Source organism: Pseudomonas sp. PK-RTE-24 (genome assembly GCF_054052265.1).
The window spans coordinates 5348052-5371684 of sequence record NZ_CM133224.1; the positions used below are offsets into that span (position 1 = coordinate 5348052).

The window sequence follows — 23633 nt, forward strand, 5'->3', positions numbered from 1 at the left end:
AAAATGATAGATGGGTCGCGTCTCAGAACGCCGGTTGCGCGGCCTGCGCATGGCGCCGGTGATGCACTTCCAGATGCGTCTTGATCGTGCGAATGACCCGCGCTTCATGTTCATGAATGAAGAAATGCCCGCCGGTCATCATGTCCACCGAGAAGCTGCCCAGGGTCTCCTTGCTCCAGCCGATCAGTTGCTCGGTGGTGGCGCGGTCTTCCTTGCCACCGAGCACGTGCACCGGGCAATTGAGTAGGGGCCGCTCGGCAGGCGTGAAGCGCCCGCACATCATGAAATCGGCGCGCAGCACCGGCAGGGTCAGGCTCATCAATTCCTGATTGGCGAGGATTTCTTCGCTGGTGCCCTGAAAGGTGCGCAACTGTTCGATGAGTTCCTCATCGCTGCGCGGTTCGGCAAAGCCTCGGTCGTAATCGCTGCGCATGGACGGTGCGGCGGTGCCGGAGGCGAACAGCGCCAGCGGCTCCGGCACACCCAATTCGCGAAAGGCATGGGCCATTTCGCAGGCGAGCAACGCACCGAGGCTATGCCCGAACAACGCATACGGGCCTTGCAACCCCGGCTTGTGCTCGCGCGCCAGTTGCCGCGCCAGTGCGCGCATGTCGGTTTGCAGCGGTTCATCGAACCGCGCGCCACGTCCCGGCAGTTCCACCGGTTGCAATTGCAGCCACGTCGGCAGTTGACGCCGCCAGCGGCTGTAAACCATGGCGCTGGCGCCCGAATAGGGCAGGCACAGCAATGTCAGCTTGGTCACCGCGCTTTCCTTGAAAAATGTGTCTGCAAGAAAGACGGATCACTCGCCGGACAAATTAGTCGCCCGGTCGCTAAATTCCCCCGCCAGCCGCTCGTTGCCTGTTCAGGAAAAAAACAACAATCGCGAGGGAATCACCGTGGACCTGCAGAGCATTCTGGGCAAGTTGTTCGCCAACGCCGGCGCGGTCGGCATCGAGGGGGTTTTCCAGTTCATCTTCAGTGCGCAACAGGCGTACTGGTATGACATCAAGACCAGCCAGCGCACCGCAGCCGGTCGCCACCCCAGCCCGGACGTGACCATCGAAGTCGCGGAAAAGGACTTTTTGGGGATCATGGCCGGCGTGGCCAACGTCGAGGAACTGTTCGCCAGCGGGCGCCTGAAGATCGGCGGCAACATGGGCCTGGCGACAATGCTGCCGCAGATCATCGACCACGCCCGCCAGGGAGGCGGCACGGTGGAAAAGGTCGACATGAACAAGCGCTACCCGACGCCGCCACGCTTCAGCGAAAAGCTCACTGCCGCGCTGCCTCGGCAGACCAGCGTCGAACGTCGCACACGCGCCGAGTTGAGCCGGCACGAATTCGAAACCCGGTATCTGCCCAACGGCATTCCGTTGGTGATCAGCAATGCCCTGCACGACTGGCCACTGTTCAGCCTGAGCCGCGAGGAGTCGCTGGTGCATTTCGCCGAACTGCAGGGCATCACCCGTCATGGCGATTACGTGAAGAAGACCTTTTCCACCGAGCGTGATTTCCGCTCGACCTCGATGGCCGAATTCATCGCCTCGCTGGACAGCCCGGCGGTCAAAGGCGCGGATGGCGAGCCGCCGGCGTACATGGGCAACAACATCCTGCCCGCGCAATTGTTGCAGCAGATCCAGTACCCGCCCTACTTCGACACGTCGCTGTTCATTCCGCCACGTATCTGGATCGGCCCCAAGGGCACGCTGACGCCGTTGCACCGCGATGACACCGACAACCTCTTCGCCCAGGTTTGGGGGCAGAAAAAATTCACCCTTGCCGCGCCGCATCACCGCGAGGCACTGGGCACTTGGTCGACCGCGCCCAAGGGTGGCCTGGATGGCTGCGATTTCAACCCCGATGCGCCGGACTATGAACGCTTCCCGGCAGCGCGGGAGGTGACGTTTTTGCGGGTGACGCTGGAGGCTGGGGATCTGCTGTTCCTGCCCGAGGGCTGGTTCCATCAGGTGGAGTCCGTGTCGACTTCGTTATCAGTCAACTTCTGGGTCAACTCAGGACGCGGCTGGTAACACCGCAAAATAACTGTGGGAGCGAGCCAGCTCGCGAAGGCGTTGTATCAGGTATGAAGATATTTACTGACACACCGCCTTCGCGAGCAGGCTCGCTCCCACAGTGGAATTTCATTTCAAGTGACGGAAACTTTGGAACGCTGAAATCAGCACCACCGCCCCCGCCGCAATCGCCAGCCAGAATCCGCTGCGCGCGCCAAACGCATCGACCAGCGCGCCGGAACCGGCGGCGCCGATCGCCACGCCGATGCTCAGTCCGGTCACCAGCCAGGTCAGGCCTTCAGTCAGTTTGGCCGGCGGCACGATGCGTTCGATCAACGCCATCGCAACAATCAACGTCGGCGAAAAGAACAGTCCGGCGATAAATACCGCGATCGACAAGCCGAGGATGTTGCTCGCCAAAAGCAGCGGCAGCGTGGTCACTGCCGTCGCCACGCCGCCGTAGAGAAACAGGCGCGGCAGCGGCAGTTTCGAACGCATCGCACCGAAGGCGATGCCGGCCAGGCATGAGCCGATCGCGTATACCGACAAGACAATACTCGCCGCTGCCGGCTGGCCCTGGTGCTGGGCGAAGGCGACGCTGACCACATCGATCACCCCGACGATCACGCCCATCGCCAGCATCAACGCCAGCAGCCATTGCACGTCGGTCGAGCGAATGATCGAGCCCTGATGCTGCGACTCCTGCGCGTGCACCGGTGGTTCGGTGCTGCGCTGGGCGACAAACGCCGTCACGCCGATGGCCAGGGCCAGCAGCGCCGCCAGCGGCCCGGCCTCGGGAAACACCGCGACCGACAAGCCCACCGACAGCGGCGGCCCGACGATAAAACACACTTCGTCGAGCACCGACTCCAGCGCATACGCCGTCTGCAATTGCGGCTGGCCACGATAGATCTCGGTCCAGCGCGCCCGCACCATCGCCGACATGCTCGGCATGCACCCGGCCAGCGCGGCAAAGACGAACAAAGTCCAGTCCGGCGCCTGCAAACGCGTGCACAGCAGCAACATCAATAACCCGCCGCCACCGGTCAGCGCTGCGATCGGCAGCACCCGCCCCTGACCATAACGGTCCACCAACCGCGATACCTGCGGCGCGCAAAACGCCGTGGCCAAGGCAAACGTCGCCGCCACCGCCCCCGCCAGCGCATAACCGCCGTTCAACTGCGCAAGCATGGTGATGAGGCCGATGCCGGTCATGGAAATCGGCATGCGCGCCAGCATCCCGGCCAGCACAAACGCACGGGCGCCGGGGGCGGTGAACAATTCGCGGTAGGGGTTTGCCATCGATTGCAGCCTCATCAGGGGCGGCCAAGTTGCCATAGCCTTGAATGCCGTGGAAGCGCGCAATTGTTAGCGGTCTGTGAAGGCCCCTTCGCTCGCACATTCGAAATGCCGTCCCCCGGTGGGAGCGAGCCTGCTCGCGAAGGGGCCGGCGCAATCACCGCATCCAGCAAATGAACTCTCAGCGTCTGCCATCAGTCAGCTACTTAAGTCTCTGGAACCAAGGCGCGAATCGTCATGCAGATTTCCCTCGCTCATCAGGTGGCGCTGGTCACGGGTGCCAGCTCCGGCATCGGCCATGCCGCCGCCAAAGCACTCGCTGCGGCCGGTGCTGCGGTCGTGATCAACTACAACAGCAGCGCTGAACCTGCGGAAGAACTGGCCGCGCAAATCAACGCCAAGGGCGGCAAGGCCCTCGCTATCGGCGCCGATGTTTCGAAAGAAGAAGATGTCGAGCGGCTGTTCAAAGAGACCGTCGAAGCCTTCGGCTCGCTGGACATTCTGGTGGCCAATTCCGGCCTGCAAAAAGACGCCGCTGCCGTGGACATGACGCTCGACGACTGGAACACGGTGATCGGCGTCAACCTCACCGGGCAGTTCCTCTGCGCACGGGCGGCGTTGCGGATTTTCCAGCGTCAGGGCGTGCGCGAAGGCGTGTCGCGCGCGGCGGGCAAGATCATTCACATGAGTTCGGTGCACCAGCGCATTCCATGGGCCGGGCATGTCAATTACGCGGCGTCCAAGGGCGGCGTCGATCAATTGATGCAGAGCCTCGCCCAGGAAGTCAGCCACCAGCGCATCCGCATCAACAGCATCGCGCCCGGTGCGATCAGCACGGCTATCAACACAGAAGCCACTGAAGGCGCGGCCGGCGACAAACTTCTTGAGCTGATTCCGTACGGGCGCATCGGCGATGTCGAGGATGTCGCCAACGCAGTGGTTTTCCTCGCTTCCGACCTGTCCGATTACATCGTCGGCACCACCCTGTTCATCGATGGCGGGATGAGCCTCTATCCGGAGTTTCGCGGCAATGGCTGAGCCTGAAATGGAACAACAAAGTCCCATCGGTGCCCACGGCATCATCGGCGACATGCGCAGCGCCGCACTGGTCAATGACAAGGGCAGCGTGGATTTTTTCTGCTGGCCGGAGTTCGACAGCCCGACGATCTTCTGCTCGCTGCTCGATACCCCTGAAGCAGGGATTTTCCAGCTCGCGCCGGACTTGCCGGATGCACGCCGAGAACAGATTTATCTGCCCGACACCAATGTCTTGCAGACCCGTTGGCTGAGCGAACACGCAGTGGTGGAAATCACCGATCTGTTGCCCATCGGGGACGATGTCGACGCCCTGCCGCTGCTGATGCGCCGGGTGCGCGTGGTCAGCGGTTCGGCAACGTTCAATCTGCGTTGCGCGGTGCGCCACGACTACGGCCGCGCCGACACCCGGGCAGAAATGGACGAAAAAGACGTAACGTTCCACGCCGCTGGCCAGCCGTCGATACGCCTGGCTTCAGATCAGGCAATGCAGATCGATGCGCAAGCGGCCGTCGCGCAGTTCACCCTCAAGCACAATGAAACCGCCGCGTTCATGCTCGGCGGCAGCGACGATCCGCGTTTTGCCGAAGGCGCCGGCGAGTTGTGCATGGAGCGCACCCTCAAATACTGGCGCGGCTGGATCGGCCAATCCAACTATCGCGGGCGCTGGCGGGAAATCGTCAATCGCTCCGCCCTCGCCCTGAAACTGCTGACCTCGCGTCGCCACGGTGCGATTCTCGCCGCCGCCACCTTCGGCCTGCCGGAAACTCCCGGCGGCGAACGCAACTGGGATTACCGCTACACGTGGATCCGCGATGCCTCGTTCACGGTTTACGCGTTCATGCGCCTGGGCTTTGTCGATGAAGCCAACCACTACATGCAATGGCTGCGCGGACGGGTCAGCGATTGCTGCGGCAAACCGATGAAGCTCAACATCCTCTATGCCATCGACGGCCAGCAGGAGTTGCCGGAAACCGAGCTGACGCACCTGGCCGGCCACGGCGGCGCGCAACCGGTGCGCATCGGTAACGGCGCTTATGACCAAATCCAGCTGGATATCTTCGGCGAGCTGATGGACGCCGTGTATCTGGTCAACAAGTACGGTGATGCGATCTCCCACGAAGGCTGGCGGCATGTCGGCGAAGTGGTCGATCAGGTCTGCGAAAACTGGCAGAGCGAAGATGTCGGCATTTGGGAAATGCGCGGTGAGACCCATCATTTCCTGCACTCGCGGCTGATGTGCTGGGTGGCGCTGGACCGGGCGATCCGTCTGGCTTCCAAGCGTTCGCTGCCGGCGCCGTTCGCCCGTTGGGATGACACCCGGCAAGCGATCTACACCGACATCTGGGAAAACTTCTGGGACGAAGAACGCGGGCATTTCGTTCAGTACAAGGGCGGTACCGCACTGGATGGCTCGATGCTGCTGATGCCGCTGGTGCGCTTCGTCAGCGCCAAGGATCCGCGCTGGCTGTCGACCCTCGAAGCGATCGAAAAAACCCTGGTGCGCGACGGCATGGTCTATCGCTATCGCAACGAAGACGCCAACATCGACGGCCTCAGCGGCACCGAAGGCGCGTTCGCCGCGTGTTCGTTCTGGTACGTCGAATGCCTGGCCCGCGCCGGCCAGGTGGAAAAAGCCCACCTGGAGTTCGAGCAATTGCTGCGATATGCCAATCCGCTTGGGCTGTACGCCGAAGAGTTCGACAGCCATGGCCGGCATCTGGGCAACACGCCGCAAGCGCTGACGCATCTGGCGCTGATCAGTGCGGCGAGTTTTCTTGATCGCAAGTTGAGTGGCGAGAAGAGTTCCTGGCAGCCGTAGGGCTGTTTTTTCGTCAGCGCATGTCAGACCTATCCCTGACTGGACGGGATTTTTCCACAACGGGCCTGCCCGCCAGCCAACGGCAACAGGCCCATACCTAACGTGAAACCTGCACGGCGGTTATGTCTGGCGACAGTCTGTGTAAAAACTGCGCCTACAAAAGCCACACACGTTACGTTGAAACGCTTCCCGCTACGTACGCTTACACGCCGAAATACCTTGTTGCCAGCCGTTACATCCACACCTACCATCCAACGCAATGGTCGAGATAAGAAGCCAATACCTCAGTCAGTTCCTTCTCCCTCTGGGAGAGGGCTAGGGTGAGGGGCTTTTGATCTTTTACGGGCACAGCGGAGCTGTCCAACCACACCCGAATTCAAGGAAGCGGAATGCCTCATCACGTCCAGCGCACCATCGACTCCCCTCTTCGCACCGGGCTGAGCCGCACCCAGCTCTGGGAAGCCGCCGACCAAGGCCTGATCAAATGCTGGGAAATCGGCCGCCAGCGCGCCGAACGCTTTCCCGAACTGGCCCAGCGCTGCTTGGCCGATGAACTGCCGGTGCTTGGCTGGAAGGGTGGCGTCAGTCGCAGCCTGAAAAAAAACGAGAAGTACGGCTCACTGAAATATCTGGCGCAGTGGCAGGGTCTGCGCGGTGAGGATCTGGATATTGATCTTGCGCAGGAGCGTTCTCTGATGTGTTCGCGGACGAAGATGAAGGTGACGTTTACGCCGGATCGGACGAAGTATTTCAATCAGGTGGCGGAAGTTGAGGCTTAAGGAGAAGCAGAGATGGTCGATTTGCATCAGGAGTTTCAAAGCAGCGGTTTCTTTCACGAAGCGCGTATTGATCGTCGCTCTGCGGATGCCTTGGTTGGTGTCGCAGCGGGACTTGCCGCCGACGGCAAGATCAACCAGCAAGAAGCAGAATTTCTCAAGACATGGATTGAAACTCATCTGGTTCATCTAAGCGATCCGGTGGTTAACATCCTTTACAAGCGCCTTGCCGAGATGCTCAGCGATGGCGTGCTGGATTCGGATGAATCAGTGGAGCTTTTGGGAATGCTTCATCAGTTTGCCGGGCTGCCCGTAGGGTCAATCCAAACCTTTACAGCGCCAAATGCCCTACCCTTCGATAATCCTTTCCCAACCTTGAGCTGGACGGATCGCGTCTTTCTTTTTACCGGCGTCATGGCTTACGGGCCGCGTAAGGAATGCGAATTGCGCGTGACTGAGCGAGGAGGACTGATCGGTGGCGCCGTCAGCAAAAAAATTCATTATCTGGTGGTAGGCAGCATCGGTAATGAGCAATGGCTTCACAGTACCTACGGCACCAAGATCAAAAAAGCCGTCGAACTTCGGGACAGCGGCGTACCGATAGCAATCATCAGTGAAGACCATTGGCAAAAAGTGTTGTTTGGTTAGCCTTAGGTCATTGGTCGATCTTCATCAATAGGACCCAAAACGCCTGAAGGCATTGGATCTGTTGCAACGCTGACCGAAAACCGCTCCCGATAAGCCTGCGGCGTCACGCCAATCGCTCGCAGAAAACTGCGCCGCAGCGTCTCTTCACTGCCAAAGCCGCAATTGGCGGCGATGCGTTTCACCGGCAAGCCGGTATCGCTGAGCAGTCGGCGGGCGGTTTCGACGCGGATCAATTCGATCGCCCGCGCCGGGGTCTGGCCGGTGTCGGCGCGGTAGTGGCGGATGAAGCTGCGTTCGCTCATGCCAGCCTGTTCGGCGAGGGTCGGGATGCCGAGGTCGCAGGTCAGGTTCTCGGCGATCCAGGCGTGCAGTTCATCGAAGCGGTTGCCCTGTTGTTGCAGCGACAGCGTCACGCTGAACTGCGACTGTCCGCCCGGGCGTTTCAGGAAGACGACCAAGTGCCGGGCGACGTCGAGGGCGATATCGCGGCCGAGGTCTTCTTCGACCATGGCCAACGCCAGATCGATACCGGCCGTGACCCCGGCGGAAGTCCATACCGGGCCGTCGTTGATGAAAATCGGATTGGCTTCCACGTGCAGATTGGGATGTTGCGCGGCCAGTTGCTCGCAGCGCGTCCAGTGGGTGACCACGCGGCGGCCATCGAGCCAGCCGCTGGCCGCGAGTAGAAAGGCCCCGGTGCATACCGAAGCCACGCGCCGGCAGCCGCGCGCATGTTCGCGTACCCAGTCGACCAGTTGCAGATCTTCCGATGCCGCATAAATGCCCCAGCCACCCGAGATGATCAATGTGTCGCTGGGCGTTTGCGGCAACGGTTCTGCGAGCACCGCCAACCCCGCCGATGACATCACCGCCCCGCCGCCGCTGGCGATCACGCTCGGCGCATAGGGTGTGGGCAAACCGCGCTGGCGAGCCAGATCGTTGGCCGAGGCGAACACCTGCAGCGGCCCGGTGACATCGAGAATCTGCATGTTGGCAAACGCGAGGACGTGAATGGCTTTGGGCATTTGGCGTAATTCGTGGGGTGATTGGCGTATGCGCCAGAACCTACCCGCCTACAGTGAAGTCGTCCACTTCTTTCAACGGAGCAAGAACGATGACGCTGCAGATCGGTTTTCTGTTATTCCCGCAGGTTCAGCAACTCGACCTCACCGGCCCCTACGACGTCCTCGCCTCGTTGCCCGGCGTGCAGGTCCACCTGATCTGGAAGGATCTGATGCCAGTGACATCCAGCACCGGGCTGCTGCTGAAACCGACTACGACTTTCGAGGATTGCCCGGATCTGGACGTAATCTGCGTGCCCGGCGGCAGTGGCGTCGGGCCGTTGATGGAAGATCAGCAGACGCTGGACTTCATTAAACATCAGGCCGCCCAGGCACGTTACGTGACCTCGGTGTGCACCGGCTCGCTGGTGCTCGGCGCGGCGGGCCTGCTGCAGGGCAAACGTGCGACCACGCATTGGGCGTATCACCAGTTGCTGCCGACGCTGGGCGCGGTTGCGGTGAAGGATCGGGTGGTACGCGACGGCAATCTGTTTACCGGTGGCGGAATCACCGCCGGGATCGATTTCGCCTTGGTGCTGGCGGCGGAACTGGTCGATGCCGACACGGCGCAACTGGTGCAGTTGCAACTGGAATATGCCCCGGCACCGCCGTTCAATGCCGGCAGCCCGGACGTGGCGCCGATCGCGGTGGTCGATGAAGCGCGGTTGCGCGCGGTGCCGTCGTTGAAGCTGCGTACCGAGATTACCGAACGCGCAGCGGCCAAACTGGGCCTGCGCTGATATCCAGCCGAATGCAAAACCTGTGGGAGCGAGCCTGCTCGCGAAGGCGGAGTGTCAGGCGCCAGTGACGTCATCTGGAAGACCGCATTCGCGAGCAGGCTCGCTCCCACATTTGATTTGTGTCTGGCATGACTGCCACACCTTCACTTGTCCCACCTCCCTCGCCCGTGTAGAAAGCCCCTTCCAGAAATCTCGCACAAGGACTTTCGATGAAGGCGCTGCCCTGGCTCTACCTCGCGTTGCTCGGCCTCGGTTACGGATTGGCCCTGAGCTACGGCCAGCTCGGTTGGCTCGCATTGATCTCCGTGGGGCTTTTGCTGTTCGCCGCATTCGCCGTGCGCCAGCAACAAGTGCCAGTCGCGCGTTGGCTCGGCCATGGCCTGTTCATCGTTCTGGCCGTGGCACTGGCGCTGCACTGGCTGCCGGGCTTCGCCAACGGCCGCGTGATCAATCCGCAACGTTTCACTGACAACGCCGTGCCGTTCGCGATGTACTTCAATCTCGACAAACCGCTGGTGGGCTTCTGGTTGCTGCTGGTTTGTCCGTGGATCGTCGCGCGGCGATCGTTGCGCCTGACGGTCTATGCCACCGCCCTCGCCCTGACGCTGTGCGCGATTCTCGCCCTCGGCGGCGCGCTTTTACTTGGCGTGATCGCCTGGGCACCGAAATGGCCGGATCAGGCCTGGCTGTGGGTGCTGAACAATCTGCTGCTGGTGACGCTGGTCGAGGAAGCGCTGTTTCGCGGCTATATACAGGGCGGGCTGAGCCGTCGCTTCAAGCACCTGCCCTACGGCGACAATCTCGCGCTGCTGTTGGCCTCGCTGTTGTTTGGTCTGGTGCATGCCGGCGCTGGCTGGACCTGGGTGTTGCTGGCGGGACTGGCCGGGGTCGGCTATGGTCTGGCCTACCGTTTCGGCGGACTGGGCGCGGCGATCGCCACCCATTTCGGCCTGAACCTGTTGCACTTCGGCCTGTTCACCTATCCGATGCTGGCCAGTTGACGCAAGCGCGGTTTTGCGACGGCGTACTTAAATCTGAAAAAAAACTTCAATAAAAACCTGTCGGCGCCGACAACCATTCAAAGCCTTGCGGATTGAAAAACCATGCGTAACAACCAGCCCATTACACAACGCGAGCGGACCTTTCCAGCTCAGCAACGGTTGATTTCCACCACCGATGCCAAGGGCGTGATCACCTACTGCAACGACGACTTTGTCGAGATCAGCGGGTTTTCGCGGGAGGAACTGATCCGGGCGCCGCACAATCTGGTCCGTCACCCTGACGTGCCGTCGGCGGTGTTCTCGCACATGTGGGGCACACTGAAACAAGGCTTGCCATGGATGGGCATCGTCAAGAATCGCTGCAAATCCGGTGACCACTATTGGGTTAACGCCTACGTCACACCGGTGTTCGATGGCAGCCAGGTGATCGGTTACGAGTCCGTGCGCGTCAAGCCCACCGCCGAACAGATCCGCCGCGCCGAAGCGCTCTACCAACGCATCAACCAGGGCAAGTCGGCGATTCCATCGACGGACAAATGGCTGCCGCTCCTGCAGGACTGGCTGCCGTTCATTCTGGTCAGCCAGCTGAGCTTCATGATCGGCGCGACGCTGAACTCGCAGTGGGGCTTCGCCCTCGCCGCCGGTCTTTCGGTGCCGTTGGGCCTGATGGGCCTGCAATGGCAGCAACGCGGGCTCAAGCGCCTGCTGCGCCTGGCCGAACAGACCACCTCCGACCCGCTGATCGCGCAGATGTACACCGACAGCCGTGGCGCCCAGGCGCGTCTGGAAATGTCGATCCTCAGCCAGGAAGCGCGCCTGAAAACCTGTCTGACCCGCCTGCAGGACACCGCCGAGCACTTGACCGAACAGGCCAAGCAGTCCGACGCCCTGGCGCACAACAGCTCCACCGGCCTGGAACGCCAGCGCGTGGAAACCGAACAGGTCGCCACCGCCGTCAACCAGATGGCCGCCACCACCCAGGAAGTCGCCAGCCACGTACAGCGCACCGCTGACGCCACCCAGGAAGCCAACCGCCTGACCGGCCGCGGCCGCGACATTGCCGGGGAAACCCGCGAAGCGATTCAGCGCCTGTCGGTGGTCGTCGGCGAAACCGGCCTGACCGTGACGCAACTGGCCAAGGACAGCGACGAAATCGGTGGCGTGGTCGACGTGATCAAAGGCATCGCCGACCAGACCAACCTCCTCGCCCTCAACGCTGCGATTGAAGCAGCGCGTGCCGGTGAAATGGGCCGTGGTTTTGCGGTCGTGGCTGACGAAGTCCGCCAACTGGCGCAACGCACCAGCGAATCCACCGGGCAGATTCACGCCCTGATCGCCAAGTTGCAGCAGACTGCCTCCAGCGCCGTGCAAACCATGGAAGCCGGGCATCGCCAGGCTGAAGAAGGCGTGGCGCGGGTCCTGGAAGCGGATCAGGCACTGGTCGGCATCAGCGAAGCGGTGGCCAACATCACCGACATGACCACCCAGATCGCCGCCGCGACCGAAGAGCAAAGTGCCGTGGCTGAAGAGATCAGCCGCAACATCAGCAATATCTCGGAACTGGCCGATCAGACCTCGGAACAAGCGCACAACTCGGCGTTGCTCAGTGAAGAACTGACGAAGACGGCCAACACGCAGTATTCGTTGGTGGCGCGGTTTAACCGCTGATTGGAAGGCTGGAATGAAAAAACCCGGATGGCGTGAGCCTTCCGGGTTTTTTCTTGTGTCAATGAACTACTCAATAGGATTTGAGTAGGTTGAGACTGTGCTTGAGTAGTTCAGTCATGCATTGCGCCGCCTGCCAAACCCAGACATCTAATATTGAACTTCATCAGAAAGTTTTGCGCTGCACATTCGGAAATCCTGGCGAAAATCCACAGAATACAGCGTATGTCTACTGTCAGGTCTTACAGTAGACATTCAAGTTTCAGGGGCATATCTATAAATTGTTGAACAGATGGTTTTCATTGTTATCACGATATGACCAAGGAGCTAAAAAATGAGCAAACATAGCATCCTCATCCCAAAACCAGGTGCCATTCCAAAACAGTCTAATGTTTTCACTTGGCAATTCGGCACCAACCCTGAAACCACGGCCACTATAATTTCTTTTGAGCTACGTCATTTTATTCCGACGGGCGAAAAGAGCTGGTCAATCTCAGGATCTACAGGAACACTGGAGGAGAAGAACATCTTTCTCTACTCTTTCTCGATCCCCTATACCAGTGACGCCCCGTTCCATAAAACTTATACGTTAGAAGACGGGCTGACATTCCAGCACGGCCACTCGTCACCTGGACCCTCTGGGTTTTATGGATTTACTTATGTTGATGCTGATGAAGCCACGGTCACTATCGACATCCATCCCACCAAGGGGATTGCTAAAGGTACATTTGAAGCAAAGTTCAAAAGCCATGGATACCGAACGCAGCCTATAGGTACTTTCAACTTGCTTAGGGATGATTTGTGATTTTTCGCGACAACGTTTCGATCAGATTGCATCCCCGCCCTTTTAGCCGTATGGCGCTTCGCGAACAGGCTCACTCCCACACTGGATCTGCGCTGATCACAGATTAGGTGCCAGACACCAATCCCCTGTGGGAGCGAGCCTGCTCGCGAAGAGGCCATAACAGCCAGCGAAATTATTGAGGCAACTTCAGCTTATCCAGCAGTCGATTGACCAACAGTTCGTTGAGCATGATCACCTGTTGCAGCGCCAGCAGTGGTTTGCGTTCCGGGCCGCCTATCGAGTTGGCGATGTTACCGGCCATGGCATGCGCGTATGAAAGCGACTCGCAGGCCTCGACCAACAGGGTTTCGTCATCCAGCGTGGGGTCCCCGACATAGATCGGGCGATATTTTGGAGAGCTTGGTGGAGCGGCCAGATCTTCGGGTTTGAGGTAGTAATCGAGGGCGCGGTCGGTGGCTTCCTGGATTTTTTGCGGATCGAGAGCGCGGTCGTGGGGGGGGTGGCGGGTTGGGGGTGACTTTGAACATGGGCGTACTCCGGTTTCGAATATTGGGAGCCAACACCCTCGCTACCAAACGAAAGGTGGTGGTCATACGCAGGTTGGTAGACCGGTCGAAACAGGAAACCCGGCGCTCACAAAGGAGCCCCACGCATGCCCACCATAAAAGTCGAGCCCCGAAACGGGACTGCATACGGTGACGCTATACAACGGTTTCGACGCGGGCTACCAAACCCCATCACTGTTTCTCAGTGACAGACAAACGATATAGCCCGCCGCCTAGACGCGTAAGCCGGCGGATTCTGGCGTAGGCGTAGGCAATGGCGCAAGGAGTTGTAGCCGGGATGGCGTAACGGGTCGTGTAGTTTAAACATTGGTATTTGATGATGTTTAAGTTCAGAGATTGCCTCTGACAGGCAGGTGGTTTGATGTCGTCTGGAAGGGAGCTTTCGCGAGCAGGCTCGCTCCCACATTTGGATCGGGTACATCAGTGAGGGATTGGTCGGCTTGGAGGCCGCCATCGCTGGCAAGCCAGCTCCCACAGGGATTTGGTCCAAACGGTAGAGATTGGTCGACTGGGAGACCGCCATCGCGAGCTGGCTCACTTCTCCAAGGAGCGCGGTGTACATCAGGAAGAATCAGGTCGGCTGTCAGACCGCCTTCGCGAGCAGGCTCGCTCCCACATTTAGATCGGGTACATCAGTGGGGGATTGGTCGGCTTGGAGGCTGCCATCGCTGGCAAGCCAGCTCCCACAGGGATTTGGTCCAAACGGTAGAGATTGGTCGACTGGGAGACCGCCATCGCGAGCTGGCTCACTTCTCCAAGGAGCGCGGTGTACATCAGGAAGAATCAGGTCGGCTGTCAGGCCGCCTTCGCGAGCAGGCTCGCTCCCACAGAAAAGCAAGGCAGCGCAGCTGCCCGCGGCGAAGCCGCACCACTCAACAATGAGCGCAAGCTCGAGTGCTCTTGATCTTGATCCACCGGCGACGTCGGAAGGCTGAGTGGAGGGATTGATCCGGGGGTGGGAGCGTAGCGACCGTCTGGCGCAGCCAGACACAGCGGAAGGAGGTGCAGCGAAGCAAACCGGAGCCGCTGCGCCCGGATCAGTCCCGGAGCGAAGGAACCCGAGCCTGCGAGGGCCGAACGCAGGAGCTAGCGTTTTTTGCTTACTTTTTTAGGCGCTTGTAAAAAAGTAAGTCGCCGTCAGGCGAAACCGCCAGCCGCAGCTCCCGAAGCAACGGATATGCCCCCAAGAGCAAGATCAAAAGCTAGCCCCCTCACCCCAACCCTCTCCCCCAAGGGGGCGAGGGGGAAAGGGAGCAGGTCTTCATGCAACGCAAAATCCCGGCCCGGCTCAAAATCAGTCACCGAGAAATTCAGCCACCTTCTGCGCAGCACCCGCCAAATGATCGGAATGCGTAAACCCAGAAACCTTCAACGGCTTCAAATCATGATCCCCCGCCACCAACCAAAACACCTCAATCCCCGGCGCTAACGAATACCCCTCAACCGCCTCGCGATTCCCCAGAGCGTCCCGCTCTCCCTGCACAATCAACGCCCGCGTGCGCAACGAAGCCAAATGCTCAACCCGAGGCTTCTCCGGCTTCCCCACCGCATAAAACGGATATCCCAGACACACCAACGCATCCACCCCCAACTCATCCGCCACCAGACTCGCCATCCGCCCACCCATGGACTTGCCGCCAATCGCCAACGGCCCAGCGACATGACGCCGCACAAGCGCAAACACCTCCCGCCAGCAATCCAACAGTTTCGGCGCAGGATTCGGCGGCCGCTTAACCCCATCCACCCGCCGCTGCGCCATATACGGAAACTCAAAGCGCAACACGTTGACCCCAAGCCCGGCAAGGCGCCCAGCCATGTCGTTCATCCAGTCGCTATCCATCGGCGCCCCCGCCCCGTGCGCCAGAATCAGCGTTGCCGAAGCCTCACCAACAGCGGCATCCCAAAGCCACCCATGATCGAGCACACACTGCGCCCATTGATCCCCGTCAATACTGGCCTTGTGCTGTTTGTCCATGCTTGCCTCGCTTTTAGTCTGCCTATAACTCCAGGCGAAGGATTCGCGTCGTTTGCGCGCGCTCACTTCGGCTGAACCGTGGATGGGGAACCATGAACACTTCTATCAGTACCGCCTACAACTACAAGGTGGTCCGCCAATTCGCCATTATGACGGTGGTGTGGGGCATCGTCGGCATGGGCCTCGGGGTTTTTCTCGCGGCGCAATTGGTCTGGCCGGAACTCAACTTCAATTTGCCCTGGACCAGTTTCGGCCGTCTGCGCCCGCTGCACACCAACGCGGTGATCTTCGCCTTCGGTGGCTGCGCGCTGTTCGCCAGCTCTTTCTATTCGGTGCAACGCACCTGCCAGACGCAATTGTTTGCGCCGCAAATCGCCGCGTTCTGCTTCTGGGGCTGGCAACTGGTGATCCTGCTGGCGGCGATCAGCCTGCCGCTGGGTTACACCAGCTCCAAGGAATACGCCGAACTGGAATGGCCGATCGACATCCTGATCACCATCGTCTGGGTCGCCTACGCGATCGTGTTCTTCGGCACGATCATGCAGCGCAAGACCAAGCACATCTATGTGGGCAACTGGTTCTTCGGCGCGTTCATCATCACCGTGGCGATCCTCCACATCGTCAACAACCTTGAGTTGCCGGTGAGTTTCACCAAGTCCTACTCGGTGTACGCAGGTGCAACCGACGCCATGGTGCAGTGGTGGTACGGCCACAACGCTGTGGGCTTTTTCCTCACCGCCGGTTTCCTCGGCATGATGTATTACTTCGTGCCGAAACAGGCCGAACGTCCGGTGTATTCGTATCGCCTGTCGATCGTGCACTTCTGGGCCTTGATCACCCTGTACATCTGGGCCGGCCCGCACCACTTGCACTACACCGCGCTGCCGGACTGGGCACAGTCACTGGGCATGGTGATGTCGCTGATCCTGCTGGCACCGAGCTGGGGCGGCATGATCAACGGCATGATGACCCTCTCGGGCGCCTGGCATAAGTTGCGCAGCGACCCGATCCTGCGCTTCCTCGTGGTGTCGCTGGCGTTCTACGGCATGTCGACCTTCGAAGGGCCGATGATGGCCATCAAGACTGTCAACGCCCTCTCCCACTACACCGACTGGACCATCGGCCACGTTCACGCCGGCGCCCTCGGCTGGGTAGCGATGATCTCGATCGGCGCGCTGTACCACATGATCCCGAAAATCTTCGGCAAAGCGCAGATGCACAGCGTCGGCCTGATCAATGCGCACTTCTGGCTGGCGACCATCGGCACCGTGCTCTACATCGCCTCGATGTGGGTCAACGGCATCGCCCAGGGCCTGATGTGGCGCGCGGTCAACGAGGACGGCACGCTGACTTACTCCTTCGTCGAAACCCTGGTGGCCAGCCATCCGGGCTTTGTCGTGCGGCTGATCGGCGGGGCGATTTTCTTAAGCGGCATGTTCCTGATGGCTTACAACACCTGGCGCACCGTGCGGGCCTCGCAGCCTGCCGACGTCGTCGCTGCCGCGCAGATGGCCTGAGGAGTCCGCCATGAAACACGAAACGATTGAAAAGAACGTCGGCCTGCTGATGCTGTTGATGGTGTTCGCCGTGAGCATCGGCGGCCTGACCCAGATCGTCCCGCTGTTCTTCCAGGACGTCACCAACAAACCGGTGGAGGGCATGAAGCCATACACCGCGCTGCAACTGGAAGGTCGCGACATCTATATCCGCGAAGGCTGCGTCGGTTGTCACTCGCAGATGATCCGTCCGTTCCGCGCCGAAACCGAGCGCTACGGGCACTACTCGGTGGCCGGCGAAAGCGTCTGGGATCACCCGTTCCTGTGGGGTTCGAAACGTACCGGTCCGGACCTCGCCCGCGTTGGCGCGCGTTACTCGGATGACTGGCACCGCGCGCACTTGTACAACCCGCGCAACGTCGTGCCGGAGTCGAAGATGCCGGCCTACCCGTGGCTGGTCACCCAAGCGGTCGACAGCAGCCACACTGAAACCAAGCTGAAAACCATGCGTACCCTCGGCGTGCCGTATACCGATGACGACATCAGCGGCGCGGTCGCCAGCCTCAAGGGCAAGACCGAAATGGACGCCCTCGTTTCCTACCTGCAAGTGCTCGGCACTGCGATCAAGAGCAAGAGGTGAGCCATGGTCATTGAAATGAGTGCAGGCCTGATCCGCGGCCTCGGCACGGTCGTGGTGTTCGTCGCCTTCATCGGTTTGACCTTGTGGGTGTTCAACCGCAAGCGCACCCCGGAATTCGCCGAAGCACGCCTGCTGCCGTTCGCCGACGAGCCACTACCCGAAACAATTTCAGCCCCTGAAACAAGGAGTACCCGGCCATGACCACCTTCTGGAGTACGTGGATCTGCGTACTGACCATTGGCAGCCTGATCGGCCTGACCTGGCTGCTGATCGGCACCCGCCGGGGCGAGACCAAGGGCAGTGTCGACCAGACCATGGGCCACAGCTTCGACGGCATCGAGGAGTACGACAACCCGCTGCCGCAGTGGTGGTTCATGCTGTTCGCCGGCACGCTGGTGTTCTCGGTGGGTTATCTGATTCTCTATCCGGGCCTGGGCAACTGGAAAGGCATCCTGCCCGGCTATGAGGATGGCTGGACAGGCGTGCACGAATGGGAAAAGGAAATGAACAAGGCGGACGCCCGGTTCGGGCCGATCTTCGCCAAATTCGCGGCGATGCCGCTGGAAGAAGTGGCCAAGGATCCGCAGGCGCTGAAAATGGGCGGTCGTCTGTTCGCCTCCAATTGCTCGGTGTGCCACGGCTCGGATGCCAAGGGCGCGTTCGGCTTCCCTAACCTTGCCGACAGCGACTGGCGCTGGGGCGGCGATGCCGAGACGATCAAGGCCACCATCATGGGTGGACGGATGGCGGCAATGCCGGCCTGGGGCGAAGTGCTCGGTGAGGCCGGGGTGAAAAACGTTGCCGCCTACGTGCGCCACGAACTCGCCGGCCTGCCGCTACCCGCCGACAGCAAGGCAGACCTGCAAGCCGGACAGCAGGCGTTCAGCACCACGTGCGTGGCTTGCCACGGCGCAACTGGCCAAGGCACCCCTGCCATGGGCGCACCGAATCTTACCCACCCGGCCGGCTTCATTTATGGCACCAGCCTGACCCAACTGGAGCAGACCATTCGCCATGGTCGTCAGGGGCATATGCCGGCGCAGAACGAGATGTTGGGCAACGACAAAGTGCAATTGCTCGCCGCTTATGTGTACAGCCTGAGCCACGGATTGAACACAGAAAAACTGATAACTGAAGACAGCAAGAAATAGCAATTGCGTACACCACTGCCGCAGCTTTCTCGCTGCGGCAGTTTCCCGCCCCTTTGCGACGCATTGTCGCACCCCTTGGATCCTCTCCTTTCGGAACCCCGGATTCGGGTCTACGCTTCATCGAAGCGGACCGGCTGAAGTCGGTTTCCAGATCAATCCCGAACGATGCGCACCGTGAACCGGTTGATGGATTCGCCGCAAACGCAGGTAGATAACGGCTGTTGCGCCGATCGCCCGCAATTTCCCGATCACGACCTGTGAACGGGCACCGTTGACGGCGATCCGGATTGCGAGCTTTTTACGCGCACTGCGACATTTTGTCAGAGGCCATTTTTGACCCTACGCGGCGCATGGAAAGGCCGCAGAATCAGCGTTGGAAAGCATTGACCCAGGTCATGGCGCGTTGCAATGACCCCCTGCTTTATACATACTTGCGGCCGATTTTATCCCTATAAAAATACCCAAACCGTGGAACCTTAGAATGAGCACAGCAATCAGTCCGACTGCTTATAACTATAAGGTAGTCCGCCAGTTCGCCATCATGACGGTGGTCTGGGGGATCCTTGGCATGGGGCTCGGTGTCTTCATTGCCTCGCAACTGGTCTGGCCGGAACTGAACTTCGGTCTGCCGTGGACGAGCTTTGGACGCCTGCGCCCGTTGCACACAAACCTGGTGATTTTCGCCTTCGGCGGTTGTGCACTGTTTGCCACTTCCTACTATGTCGTGCAGCGAACCTGCCAGACGCGACTGATTTCCGACAGCCTCGCGGCCTTTACCTTCTGGGGCTGGCAAGCGGTCATCGTCGGCGCAATCATTACCTTGCCGCTGGGTTACACCACCACCAAGGAATACGCCGAGCTGGAATGGCCGATCGCCATTTTGCTGGCCATTGTCTGGGTCACCTACGGTCTGGTGTTCTTCGGCACCATCACCAAGCGCAAAACCAAGCACATCTATGTCGGCAACTGGTTCTACGGCGCGTTCATCGTCGTCACCGCGATGCTGCACATCGTCAACCACATGTCGCTGCCGGTCAGCCTGTTCAAGTCGTACTCGGCCTACTCCGGCGCCACTGACGCGATGATCCAGTGGTGGTACGGCCACAACGCGGTGGGCTTCTTCCTCACCACCGGTTTCCTCGGGATGATGTACTACTTCGTGCCGAAACAGGCCGAACGCCCGATCTACTCCTATCGTCTGTCGATCGTGCACTTCTGGGCGCTGATCACCCTGTACATCTGGGCTGGCCCGCACCACCTGCACTACACCGCCCTGCCGGACTGGGCGCAATCGCTAGGCATGGCGATGTCGATCATCCTCCTGGCGCCAAGCTGGGGCGGCATGATCAACGGCATGATGACCCTGTCGGGCGCCTGGCATAAGTTGCGCACCGACCCGATCCTGCGCTTCCTCGTGGTGTCGCTGGCGTTCTACGGCATGTCGACCTTCGAAGGGCCGATGATGGCGATCAAGACCGTCAACTCGCTCTCGCACTACACCGACTGGACCATCGGCCACGTCCACGCCGGCGCCCTCGGTTGGGTAGCGATGATCTCGATCGGCGCGATCTACCACATGATCCCGAAACTGTTCGGCCGGGCGCAGATGCACAGCACCGGGCTGATCAACGCGCACTTCTGGCTCGCCACCATCGGCACCGTGCTCTACATCGCGTCGATGTGGGTCAACGGCATCACCCAGGGCCTGATGTGGCGTGCAATCAACGATGACGGCACCCTCACCTACTCGTTCGTCGAAGCGCTGCAGGCCAGCCACCCGGGCTTCATCGTCCGCGCGCTGGGCGGTGCTTTCTTTGCCAGCGGCATGCTGCTGATGGCTTACAACGTGTACCGCACTGTCCGTGCGTCGGATCCGGTTGAAGCCGAAGCCGCCGCCAAGATTGCCGTCGTTGGAGCTCACTGATGAAGCATGAAGCTGTCGAGAAGAATATTGGCCTGCTGGCCTTCTTCATGGTCATCGCCGTCAGCGTCGGTGGCCTGACCCAAATTGTTCCGCTGTTCTTCCAGGACGTCACCAACAAGCCGGTCGAGGGCATGAAGCCGCGCTCGGCGCTGGAACTGGAAGGCCGCGACGTGTACATCGCCAACGGTTGTGTCGGCTGCCACTCGCAGATGATCCGCCCGTTCCGCGCTGAAACTGAACGCTATGGCCACTATTCGGTCGCCGGTGAAAGCGTCTGGGACCACCCGTTCCTGTGGGGTTCCAAACGTACCGGCCCGGATCTGGCCCGTGTGGGCGGTCGTTACTCCGATGACTGGCAACGTGCGCACTTGTACAACCCGCGCAACGTGGTCCCCGAGTCGAAAATGCCGGCTTACCCGTTCCTCGTGGAAAACAAGCTCGACGGCAAGGAAACCGCGAAAAAAATGGAAGTCTTGCGCACCCTCGGCGTGCCGTACACCGACGAAGACATCGCCGGTGCACAGGATGCCGTGAAGGGCAAAACCGAAATGGACGCGCTGGTGGCCTATCTGCAAGGCCTGGGCACCATCATCAAAAGCAAACGGTGAATCTGATGGATATCGGGATGATTCGAGGCCTGGGCACCGTTGTCGTGATGGTGGCCTTCATCGGTCTGGCCTTGTGGGTGTTCAGCCCCAAGCGCAAGTCGGAATTCGACGATGCGACCATGCTGCCTTTTGCCGATGATCCCGAAGCCATCAAGCACGTCGAGCAAGCTTCTAGGAGTAACAAAGAATGACTACATTCTGGAGTCTGTACGTCACAGTCCTCAGTCTCGGTACGATCTTCGCCCTGACCTGGCTGCTGCTGTCGACCCGCAAGGGCCAGCGCAGCGAACAGACGGACGAGACGGTCGGCCACTCCTTCGACGGGATCGAGGAGTACGACAACCCGCTGCCGATATGGTGGTTCATGCTGTTCGTCGGCACCATCATTTTTGCCCTGGGTTATCTGGTGCTGTACCCGGGTCTGGGCAACTGGAAAGGTCTGCTGCCGGGCTACAACTATCTGGATACCGAGAAACAGACCGCGTTCGCCAACGGCCAGACCGGCTGGACCGGCGTCCACGAGTGGGAAAAGGAAATGGCCCGTTCGGACGCGCGCTTCGGTCCGATTTTCGCCAAGTTTGCAGCGATGCCGATCGAAGAAGTCGCCAAGGATCCGCAAGCACTGAAGATGGGCGGCCGTCTGTTCGCGTCCAACTGCTCGGTGTGCCACGGTTCCGACGCCAAGGGTGCCTATGGCTTCCCCAACCTGACCGACGCCGACTGGCGCTGGGGCGGTGAGCCGGAAACCATCAAGACCACCATCATGGGCGGCCGCCACGCGGTGATGCCGGCGTGGGCTGAAGTGATCGGTGAGCAAGGCGTGGCCGATGTGGCTGCTTACGTGGTGACCAACCTCGACGGGCGCAAACTGCCGGAAGGCACCAAGGCCGACCCGGCCAACGGCCAGAAACTCTTCGCCGCCAACTGCGTGGCTTGCCACGGCCCTGCCGGCAAAGGCACGCCGGCCATGGGTGCGCCTGACCTGACCCATCCGGGCGCATTCATCTACGGCTCAAGCTTCGCGCAACTGCAGCAGACCATCCGTTACGGTCGTCAGGGCCAGATGCCTGCGCAGGAACAACTGCAGGGCAATGACAAGGTGCACCTGCTGGCGGCGTATGTTTACAGTTTGTCCCATGGTGAAAAAACACCGGAGGCGAAGGCTGAGTAAGGCCAACGCTTGAAGCAAAAAAGGCCCCGCCAATGGGAATTGACGGGGCCTTTTTGCATGCTCGCATTCATGATTCGAAACGCTTGCTCAATGGACCTGAGCTGCGATGCACGGTAGGTTTTTTCGCCCGATAAGCCTATCGGGTCCACTTCAAGGATGAAGCCCCAATGTCGAAAGATCACCAAAGCACACTGCAAAATCAGCCTCAACCCGGCTCTACCCACAGGGCAGGGTTCGAACGAACACCTGTGAAACCGTTACTCAAGGTATCGCAGCAAACCATGAACAGCCCCGGCCACGGTGGCGGACTCGACGGCCTCGGCGGCGGTAGATTGCTCTGACAAGGGCAGCAAAAACACCGAATTTACGCCCTGTATCCAGTGCCTCACGCCTTGGCGGGAGGCGCCTTCGCCGGTGCCCTTATGAAATTGACAAACCGATCGTCCCCGACCTGCCTTTCCGATTGCGGTGAAAACCTCAAAATAGTAACGTTCCTACATCAGAATTTCTGGAGGCCAAACATGATGGCCATCACCACCATTTCCAGCCGCGAGTTCAATCAGGACACCAGTGCAGCCAAAAAAGCCACGCGTCAAGGTCCAGTAATCATTACTGACCGAGGCAGGCCTGCCCACGTATTGCTCAGCATTGAGGAGTACCAGAAACTGACCGGTTGCGAGACCAGCATCGTTGAGCTACTGGCGATGCCGAATGCGCTTGAAATCGAATTCGAACCCGAGCGCGCTGTAATCACTCCTCGCAGCGTGGACCTTTCCTGATGTTCCTACTGGATACCAATGTAGTTTCCGAGCTGCGGAAAAAACAAGCCGACAGGCATGTGGTGAAATGGGCAAACAGCGTTTCCCCAGCCAGCCTGTATCTATCTGCAATCACTGTGCTGGAACTGGAAACGGGCGCCCTGCGTATCGAACGTCGTGACCCTTCACAAGGCCAGCTGCTGCGCAACTGGCTGGAACATCACGTCAAACCGGCGTTCTCTGGAAGAATCCTGCCTGTCGATACCAGCGTCGCCACCCGGTGCGCACGATTGCATGTTCCCGACCGCAGCAGTGAATGCGACGCCTTGATCGCCGCCACCGCGCTTGTGCACGGGCTTACGCTGGTAACTCGCAACATTGCGGACTTTCAACTCAGCGGCGTCAATCTGATCAACCCATGGATCGCTGCCAATAACTGACTGCTGAACACCCCGCCCTATCACCGGCGGGGCTTTT

The 23633-nt window shown here is 60.1% G+C and carries 23 protein-coding genes and 1 pseudogene; 19 read left to right on the forward strand and 5 right to left on the reverse strand.

The genetic code is table 11. The annotated features are described in order from the left end of the window. Nucleotides 1-22 precede the first annotated feature (22 nt). Nucleotides 23-763 (reverse strand): thioesterase II family protein, encoded by a 741-nt coding sequence (locus tag ACV8MC_RS24000; protein WP_150741409.1) that lies wholly within the window; start codon nt 761-763, stop codon nt 23-25. Nucleotides 764-899: 136 nt separating this feature from the next. Here ACV8MC_RS24000 and ACV8MC_RS24005 point away from each other — a divergent pair, with 136 nt between their 5' ends. Then, nucleotides 900-2033 (forward strand): cupin-like domain-containing protein, encoded by a 1134-nt coding sequence (locus tag ACV8MC_RS24005; RefSeq protein WP_457263784.1) that lies wholly within the window; start codon nt 900-902, stop codon nt 2031-2033. Nucleotides 2034-2144: 111 nt separating this feature from the next. On the opposite strand, the gene ACV8MC_RS24010 is transcribed toward ACV8MC_RS24005, so the two are convergent. Beyond that, nucleotides 2145-3317, reverse strand: coding sequence for an MFS transporter (locus ACV8MC_RS24010; RefSeq protein WP_071171619.1), 1173 nt, complete (start codon nt 3315-3317; stop codon nt 2145-2147). Between the two features lie 234 nt (nt 3318-3551). Here ACV8MC_RS24010 and ACV8MC_RS24015 point away from each other — a divergent pair, with 234 nt between their 5' ends. The 4 genes from ACV8MC_RS24015 (at nt 3552) to ACV8MC_RS24030 (ending at nt 7595) form a co-directional block, all read left to right on the forward strand. Beyond that, on the forward strand, nt 3552-4352 hold the full coding sequence (locus tag ACV8MC_RS24015; protein ID WP_457263786.1) for a glucose 1-dehydrogenase: 801 nt from the start codon (nt 3552-3554) through the stop codon (nt 4350-4352). Next, nucleotides 4345-6171: a glycoside hydrolase family 15 protein gene (locus ACV8MC_RS24020; RefSeq protein WP_457263788.1), complete on the forward strand. Its 1827-nt coding sequence runs from the start codon at nt 4345-4347 to the stop codon at nt 6169-6171. Before ACV8MC_RS24015 ends, ACV8MC_RS24020 begins: the two co-directional genes overlap by 8 nt. Before the next feature lie 389 nt (nt 6172-6560). Further along, the gene (locus ACV8MC_RS24025; RefSeq protein ID WP_353187689.1) at nt 6561-6950 is read left to right on the forward strand and encodes a hypothetical protein; all 390 of its coding nucleotides are present in this window, start codon (nt 6561-6563) and stop codon (nt 6948-6950) included. A gap of 12 nt (nt 6951-6962) precedes the next feature. Then, nucleotides 6963-7595, forward strand: a complete 633-nt coding sequence (locus ACV8MC_RS24030) for a BRCT domain-containing protein (protein ID WP_353187690.1) — start codon at nt 6963-6965, stop codon at nt 7593-7595. Nucleotides 7596-7597: 2 nt separating this feature from the next. On the opposite strand, the gene ACV8MC_RS24035 is transcribed toward ACV8MC_RS24030, so the two are convergent. Next, nucleotides 7598-8620: a GlxA family transcriptional regulator gene (locus tag ACV8MC_RS24035; protein ID WP_353187691.1), complete on the reverse strand. Its 1023-nt coding sequence runs from the start codon at nt 8618-8620 to the stop codon at nt 7598-7600. A gap of 89 nt (nt 8621-8709) precedes the next feature. Between ACV8MC_RS24035 and inhA the strand changes: the two genes are divergently transcribed. The 4 genes from inhA to ACV8MC_RS24055 all read left to right on the forward strand — a co-directional run bounded on the left by inhA (nt 8710) and on the right by ACV8MC_RS24055 (nt 12867). Next, on the forward strand, nt 8710-9396 hold the full coding sequence (gene inhA / locus ACV8MC_RS24040; RefSeq protein ID WP_150635801.1) for an isonitrile hydratase: 687 nt from the start codon (nt 8710-8712) through the stop codon (nt 9394-9396). Between the two features lie 209 nt (nt 9397-9605). After that, nucleotides 9606-10397, forward strand: a complete 792-nt coding sequence (locus ACV8MC_RS24045; RefSeq protein WP_457263790.1) for a CPBP family intramembrane glutamic endopeptidase — start codon at nt 9606-9608, stop codon at nt 10395-10397. A 102-nt stretch (nt 10398-10499) separates the two neighbouring features. Next, entirely contained in the window at nt 10500-12065 is a 1566-nt protein-coding gene (locus ACV8MC_RS24050; protein WP_056784262.1) for a methyl-accepting chemotaxis protein, read from the forward strand. A 331-nt stretch (nt 12066-12396) separates the two neighbouring features. Then, on the forward strand, nt 12397-12867 hold the full coding sequence (locus ACV8MC_RS24055; RefSeq protein ID WP_305382568.1) for a hypothetical protein: 471 nt from the start codon (nt 12397-12399) through the stop codon (nt 12865-12867). A 172-nt stretch (nt 12868-13039) separates the two neighbouring features. Here ACV8MC_RS24055 and ACV8MC_RS24060 read toward each other — a convergent pair. Further along, nucleotides 13040-13394 (reverse strand): annotated as a pseudogene (locus tag ACV8MC_RS24060) (DUF6124 family protein). A 1333-nt stretch (nt 13395-14727) separates the two neighbouring features. Beyond that, nucleotides 14728-15408, reverse strand: coding sequence for an alpha/beta family hydrolase (locus tag ACV8MC_RS24065; protein WP_258707853.1), 681 nt, complete (start codon nt 15406-15408; stop codon nt 14728-14730). A gap of 92 nt (nt 15409-15500) precedes the next feature. Between ACV8MC_RS24065 and ccoN (ACV8MC_RS24070) the strand changes: the two genes are divergently transcribed. The 10 genes from ccoN (ACV8MC_RS24070) (at nt 15501) to ACV8MC_RS24115 (ending at nt 23596) form a co-directional block, all read left to right on the forward strand. Then, entirely contained in the window at nt 15501-16925 is a 1425-nt protein-coding gene (gene ccoN / locus ACV8MC_RS24070; protein ID WP_217850964.1) for a cytochrome-c oxidase, cbb3-type subunit I, read from the forward strand. Between the two features lie 10 nt (nt 16926-16935). Continuing rightward, nucleotides 16936-17544, forward strand: a complete 609-nt coding sequence (gene ccoO / locus ACV8MC_RS24075; protein WP_003223389.1) for a cytochrome-c oxidase, cbb3-type subunit II — start codon at nt 16936-16938, stop codon at nt 17542-17544. 3 nt (nt 17545-17547) lie between these two features. Then, nucleotides 17548-17745: a cbb3-type cytochrome oxidase subunit 3 gene (locus ACV8MC_RS24080; RefSeq protein WP_024012336.1), complete on the forward strand. Its 198-nt coding sequence runs from the start codon at nt 17548-17550 to the stop codon at nt 17743-17745. Beyond that, nucleotides 17742-18695 carry a cytochrome-c oxidase, cbb3-type subunit III gene (gene ccoP, locus ACV8MC_RS24085; protein WP_310215322.1) on the forward strand — a complete coding sequence of 318 codons (954 nt, stop codon included), beginning with the start codon at nt 17742-17744 and terminating at the stop codon, nt 18693-18695. Before ACV8MC_RS24080 ends, ccoP (ACV8MC_RS24085) begins: the two co-directional genes overlap by 4 nt. Nucleotides 18696-19176: 481 nt before the next feature. Next, entirely contained in the window at nt 19177-20619 is a 1443-nt protein-coding gene (gene ccoN / locus ACV8MC_RS24090; protein ID WP_024012334.1) for a cytochrome-c oxidase, cbb3-type subunit I, read from the forward strand. Continuing rightward, nucleotides 20619-21227 carry a cytochrome-c oxidase, cbb3-type subunit II gene (gene ccoO, locus ACV8MC_RS24095; protein WP_007917161.1) on the forward strand — a complete coding sequence of 203 codons (609 nt, stop codon included), beginning with the start codon at nt 20619-20621 and terminating at the stop codon, nt 21225-21227. The genes ccoN (ACV8MC_RS24090) and ccoO (ACV8MC_RS24095) overlap by 1 nt, the downstream gene beginning before the upstream one ends. A 5-nt stretch (nt 21228-21232) precedes the next feature. After that, nucleotides 21233-21418, forward strand: coding sequence for a CcoQ/FixQ family Cbb3-type cytochrome c oxidase assembly chaperone (locus tag ACV8MC_RS24100; protein WP_016775513.1), 186 nt, complete (start codon nt 21233-21235; stop codon nt 21416-21418). Further along, on the forward strand, nt 21415-22398 hold the full coding sequence (ccoP, locus tag ACV8MC_RS24105; protein ID WP_457263792.1) for a cytochrome-c oxidase, cbb3-type subunit III: 984 nt from the start codon (nt 21415-21417) through the stop codon (nt 22396-22398). Before ACV8MC_RS24100 ends, ccoP (ACV8MC_RS24105) begins: the two co-directional genes overlap by 4 nt. 524 nt (nt 22399-22922) lie before the next feature. Then, on the forward strand, nt 22923-23177 hold the full coding sequence (locus ACV8MC_RS24110; protein WP_056786773.1) for a type II toxin-antitoxin system Phd/YefM family antitoxin: 255 nt from the start codon (nt 22923-22925) through the stop codon (nt 23175-23177). Further along, the gene (locus ACV8MC_RS24115) at nt 23177-23596 is read left to right on the forward strand and encodes a type II toxin-antitoxin system VapC family toxin (RefSeq protein WP_252869093.1); all 420 of its coding nucleotides are present in this window, start codon (nt 23177-23179) and stop codon (nt 23594-23596) included. Before ACV8MC_RS24110 ends, ACV8MC_RS24115 begins: the two co-directional genes overlap by 1 nt. Nucleotides 23597-23633 lie beyond the last annotated feature (37 nt).

Coding starts and splice junctions, on each gene's coding strand:
- ACV8MC_RS24015 (WP_457263786.1), top strand. CDS start 3,552: ATGCAGATTTCCCTCGCTCATCAGGTGGCGCTGGTCACGGGTGCCAGC.
- inhA (WP_150635801.1), top strand. CDS start 8,710: ATGACGCTGCAGATCGGTTTTCTGTTATTCCCGCAGGTTCAGCAACTC.
- ACV8MC_RS24080 (WP_024012336.1), top strand. CDS start 17,548: ATGGTCATTGAAATGAGTGCAGGCCTGATCCGCGGCCTCGGCACGGTC.
- ACV8MC_RS24045 (WP_457263790.1), top strand. CDS start 9,606: ATGAAGGCGCTGCCCTGGCTCTACCTCGCGTTGCTCGGCCTCGGTTAC.
- ccoN (WP_024012334.1), top strand. CDS start 19,177: ATGAGCACAGCAATCAGTCCGACTGCTTATAACTATAAGGTAGTCCGC.
- ACV8MC_RS24115 (WP_252869093.1), top strand. CDS start 23,177: ATGTTCCTACTGGATACCAATGTAGTTTCCGAGCTGCGGAAAAAACAA.
- ccoP (WP_310215322.1), top strand. CDS start 17,742: ATGACCACCTTCTGGAGTACGTGGATCTGCGTACTGACCATTGGCAGC.
- ccoN (WP_217850964.1), top strand. CDS start 15,501: ATGAACACTTCTATCAGTACCGCCTACAACTACAAGGTGGTCCGCCAA.
- ACV8MC_RS24055 (WP_305382568.1), top strand. CDS start 12,397: ATGAGCAAACATAGCATCCTCATCCCAAAACCAGGTGCCATTCCAAAA.
- ACV8MC_RS24030 (WP_353187690.1), top strand. CDS start 6,963: ATGGTCGATTTGCATCAGGAGTTTCAAAGCAGCGGTTTCTTTCACGAA.
- ACV8MC_RS24110 (WP_056786773.1), top strand. CDS start 22,923: ATGGCCATCACCACCATTTCCAGCCGCGAGTTCAATCAGGACACCAGT.
- ACV8MC_RS24035 (WP_353187691.1), bottom strand. CDS start 8,620: ATGCCCAAAGCCATTCACGTCCTCGCGTTTGCCAACATGCAGATTCTC.
- ACV8MC_RS24050 (WP_056784262.1), top strand. CDS start 10,500: ATGCGTAACAACCAGCCCATTACACAACGCGAGCGGACCTTTCCAGCT.
- ACV8MC_RS24065 (WP_258707853.1), bottom strand. CDS start 15,408: ATGGACAAACAGCACAAGGCCAGTATTGACGGGGATCAATGGGCGCAG.
- ccoO (WP_007917161.1), top strand. CDS start 20,619: ATGAAGCATGAAGCTGTCGAGAAGAATATTGGCCTGCTGGCCTTCTTC.
- ACV8MC_RS24010 (WP_071171619.1), bottom strand. CDS start 3,317: ATGGCAAACCCCTACCGCGAATTGTTCACCGCCCCCGGCGCCCGTGCG.
- ccoP (WP_457263792.1), top strand. CDS start 21,415: ATGACTACATTCTGGAGTCTGTACGTCACAGTCCTCAGTCTCGGTACG.
- ACV8MC_RS24020 (WP_457263788.1), top strand. CDS start 4,345: ATGGCTGAGCCTGAAATGGAACAACAAAGTCCCATCGGTGCCCACGGC.
- ACV8MC_RS24100 (WP_016775513.1), top strand. CDS start 21,233: ATGGATATCGGGATGATTCGAGGCCTGGGCACCGTTGTCGTGATGGTG.
- ACV8MC_RS24025 (WP_353187689.1), top strand. CDS start 6,561: ATGCCTCATCACGTCCAGCGCACCATCGACTCCCCTCTTCGCACCGGG.
- ccoO (WP_003223389.1), top strand. CDS start 16,936: ATGAAACACGAAACGATTGAAAAGAACGTCGGCCTGCTGATGCTGTTG.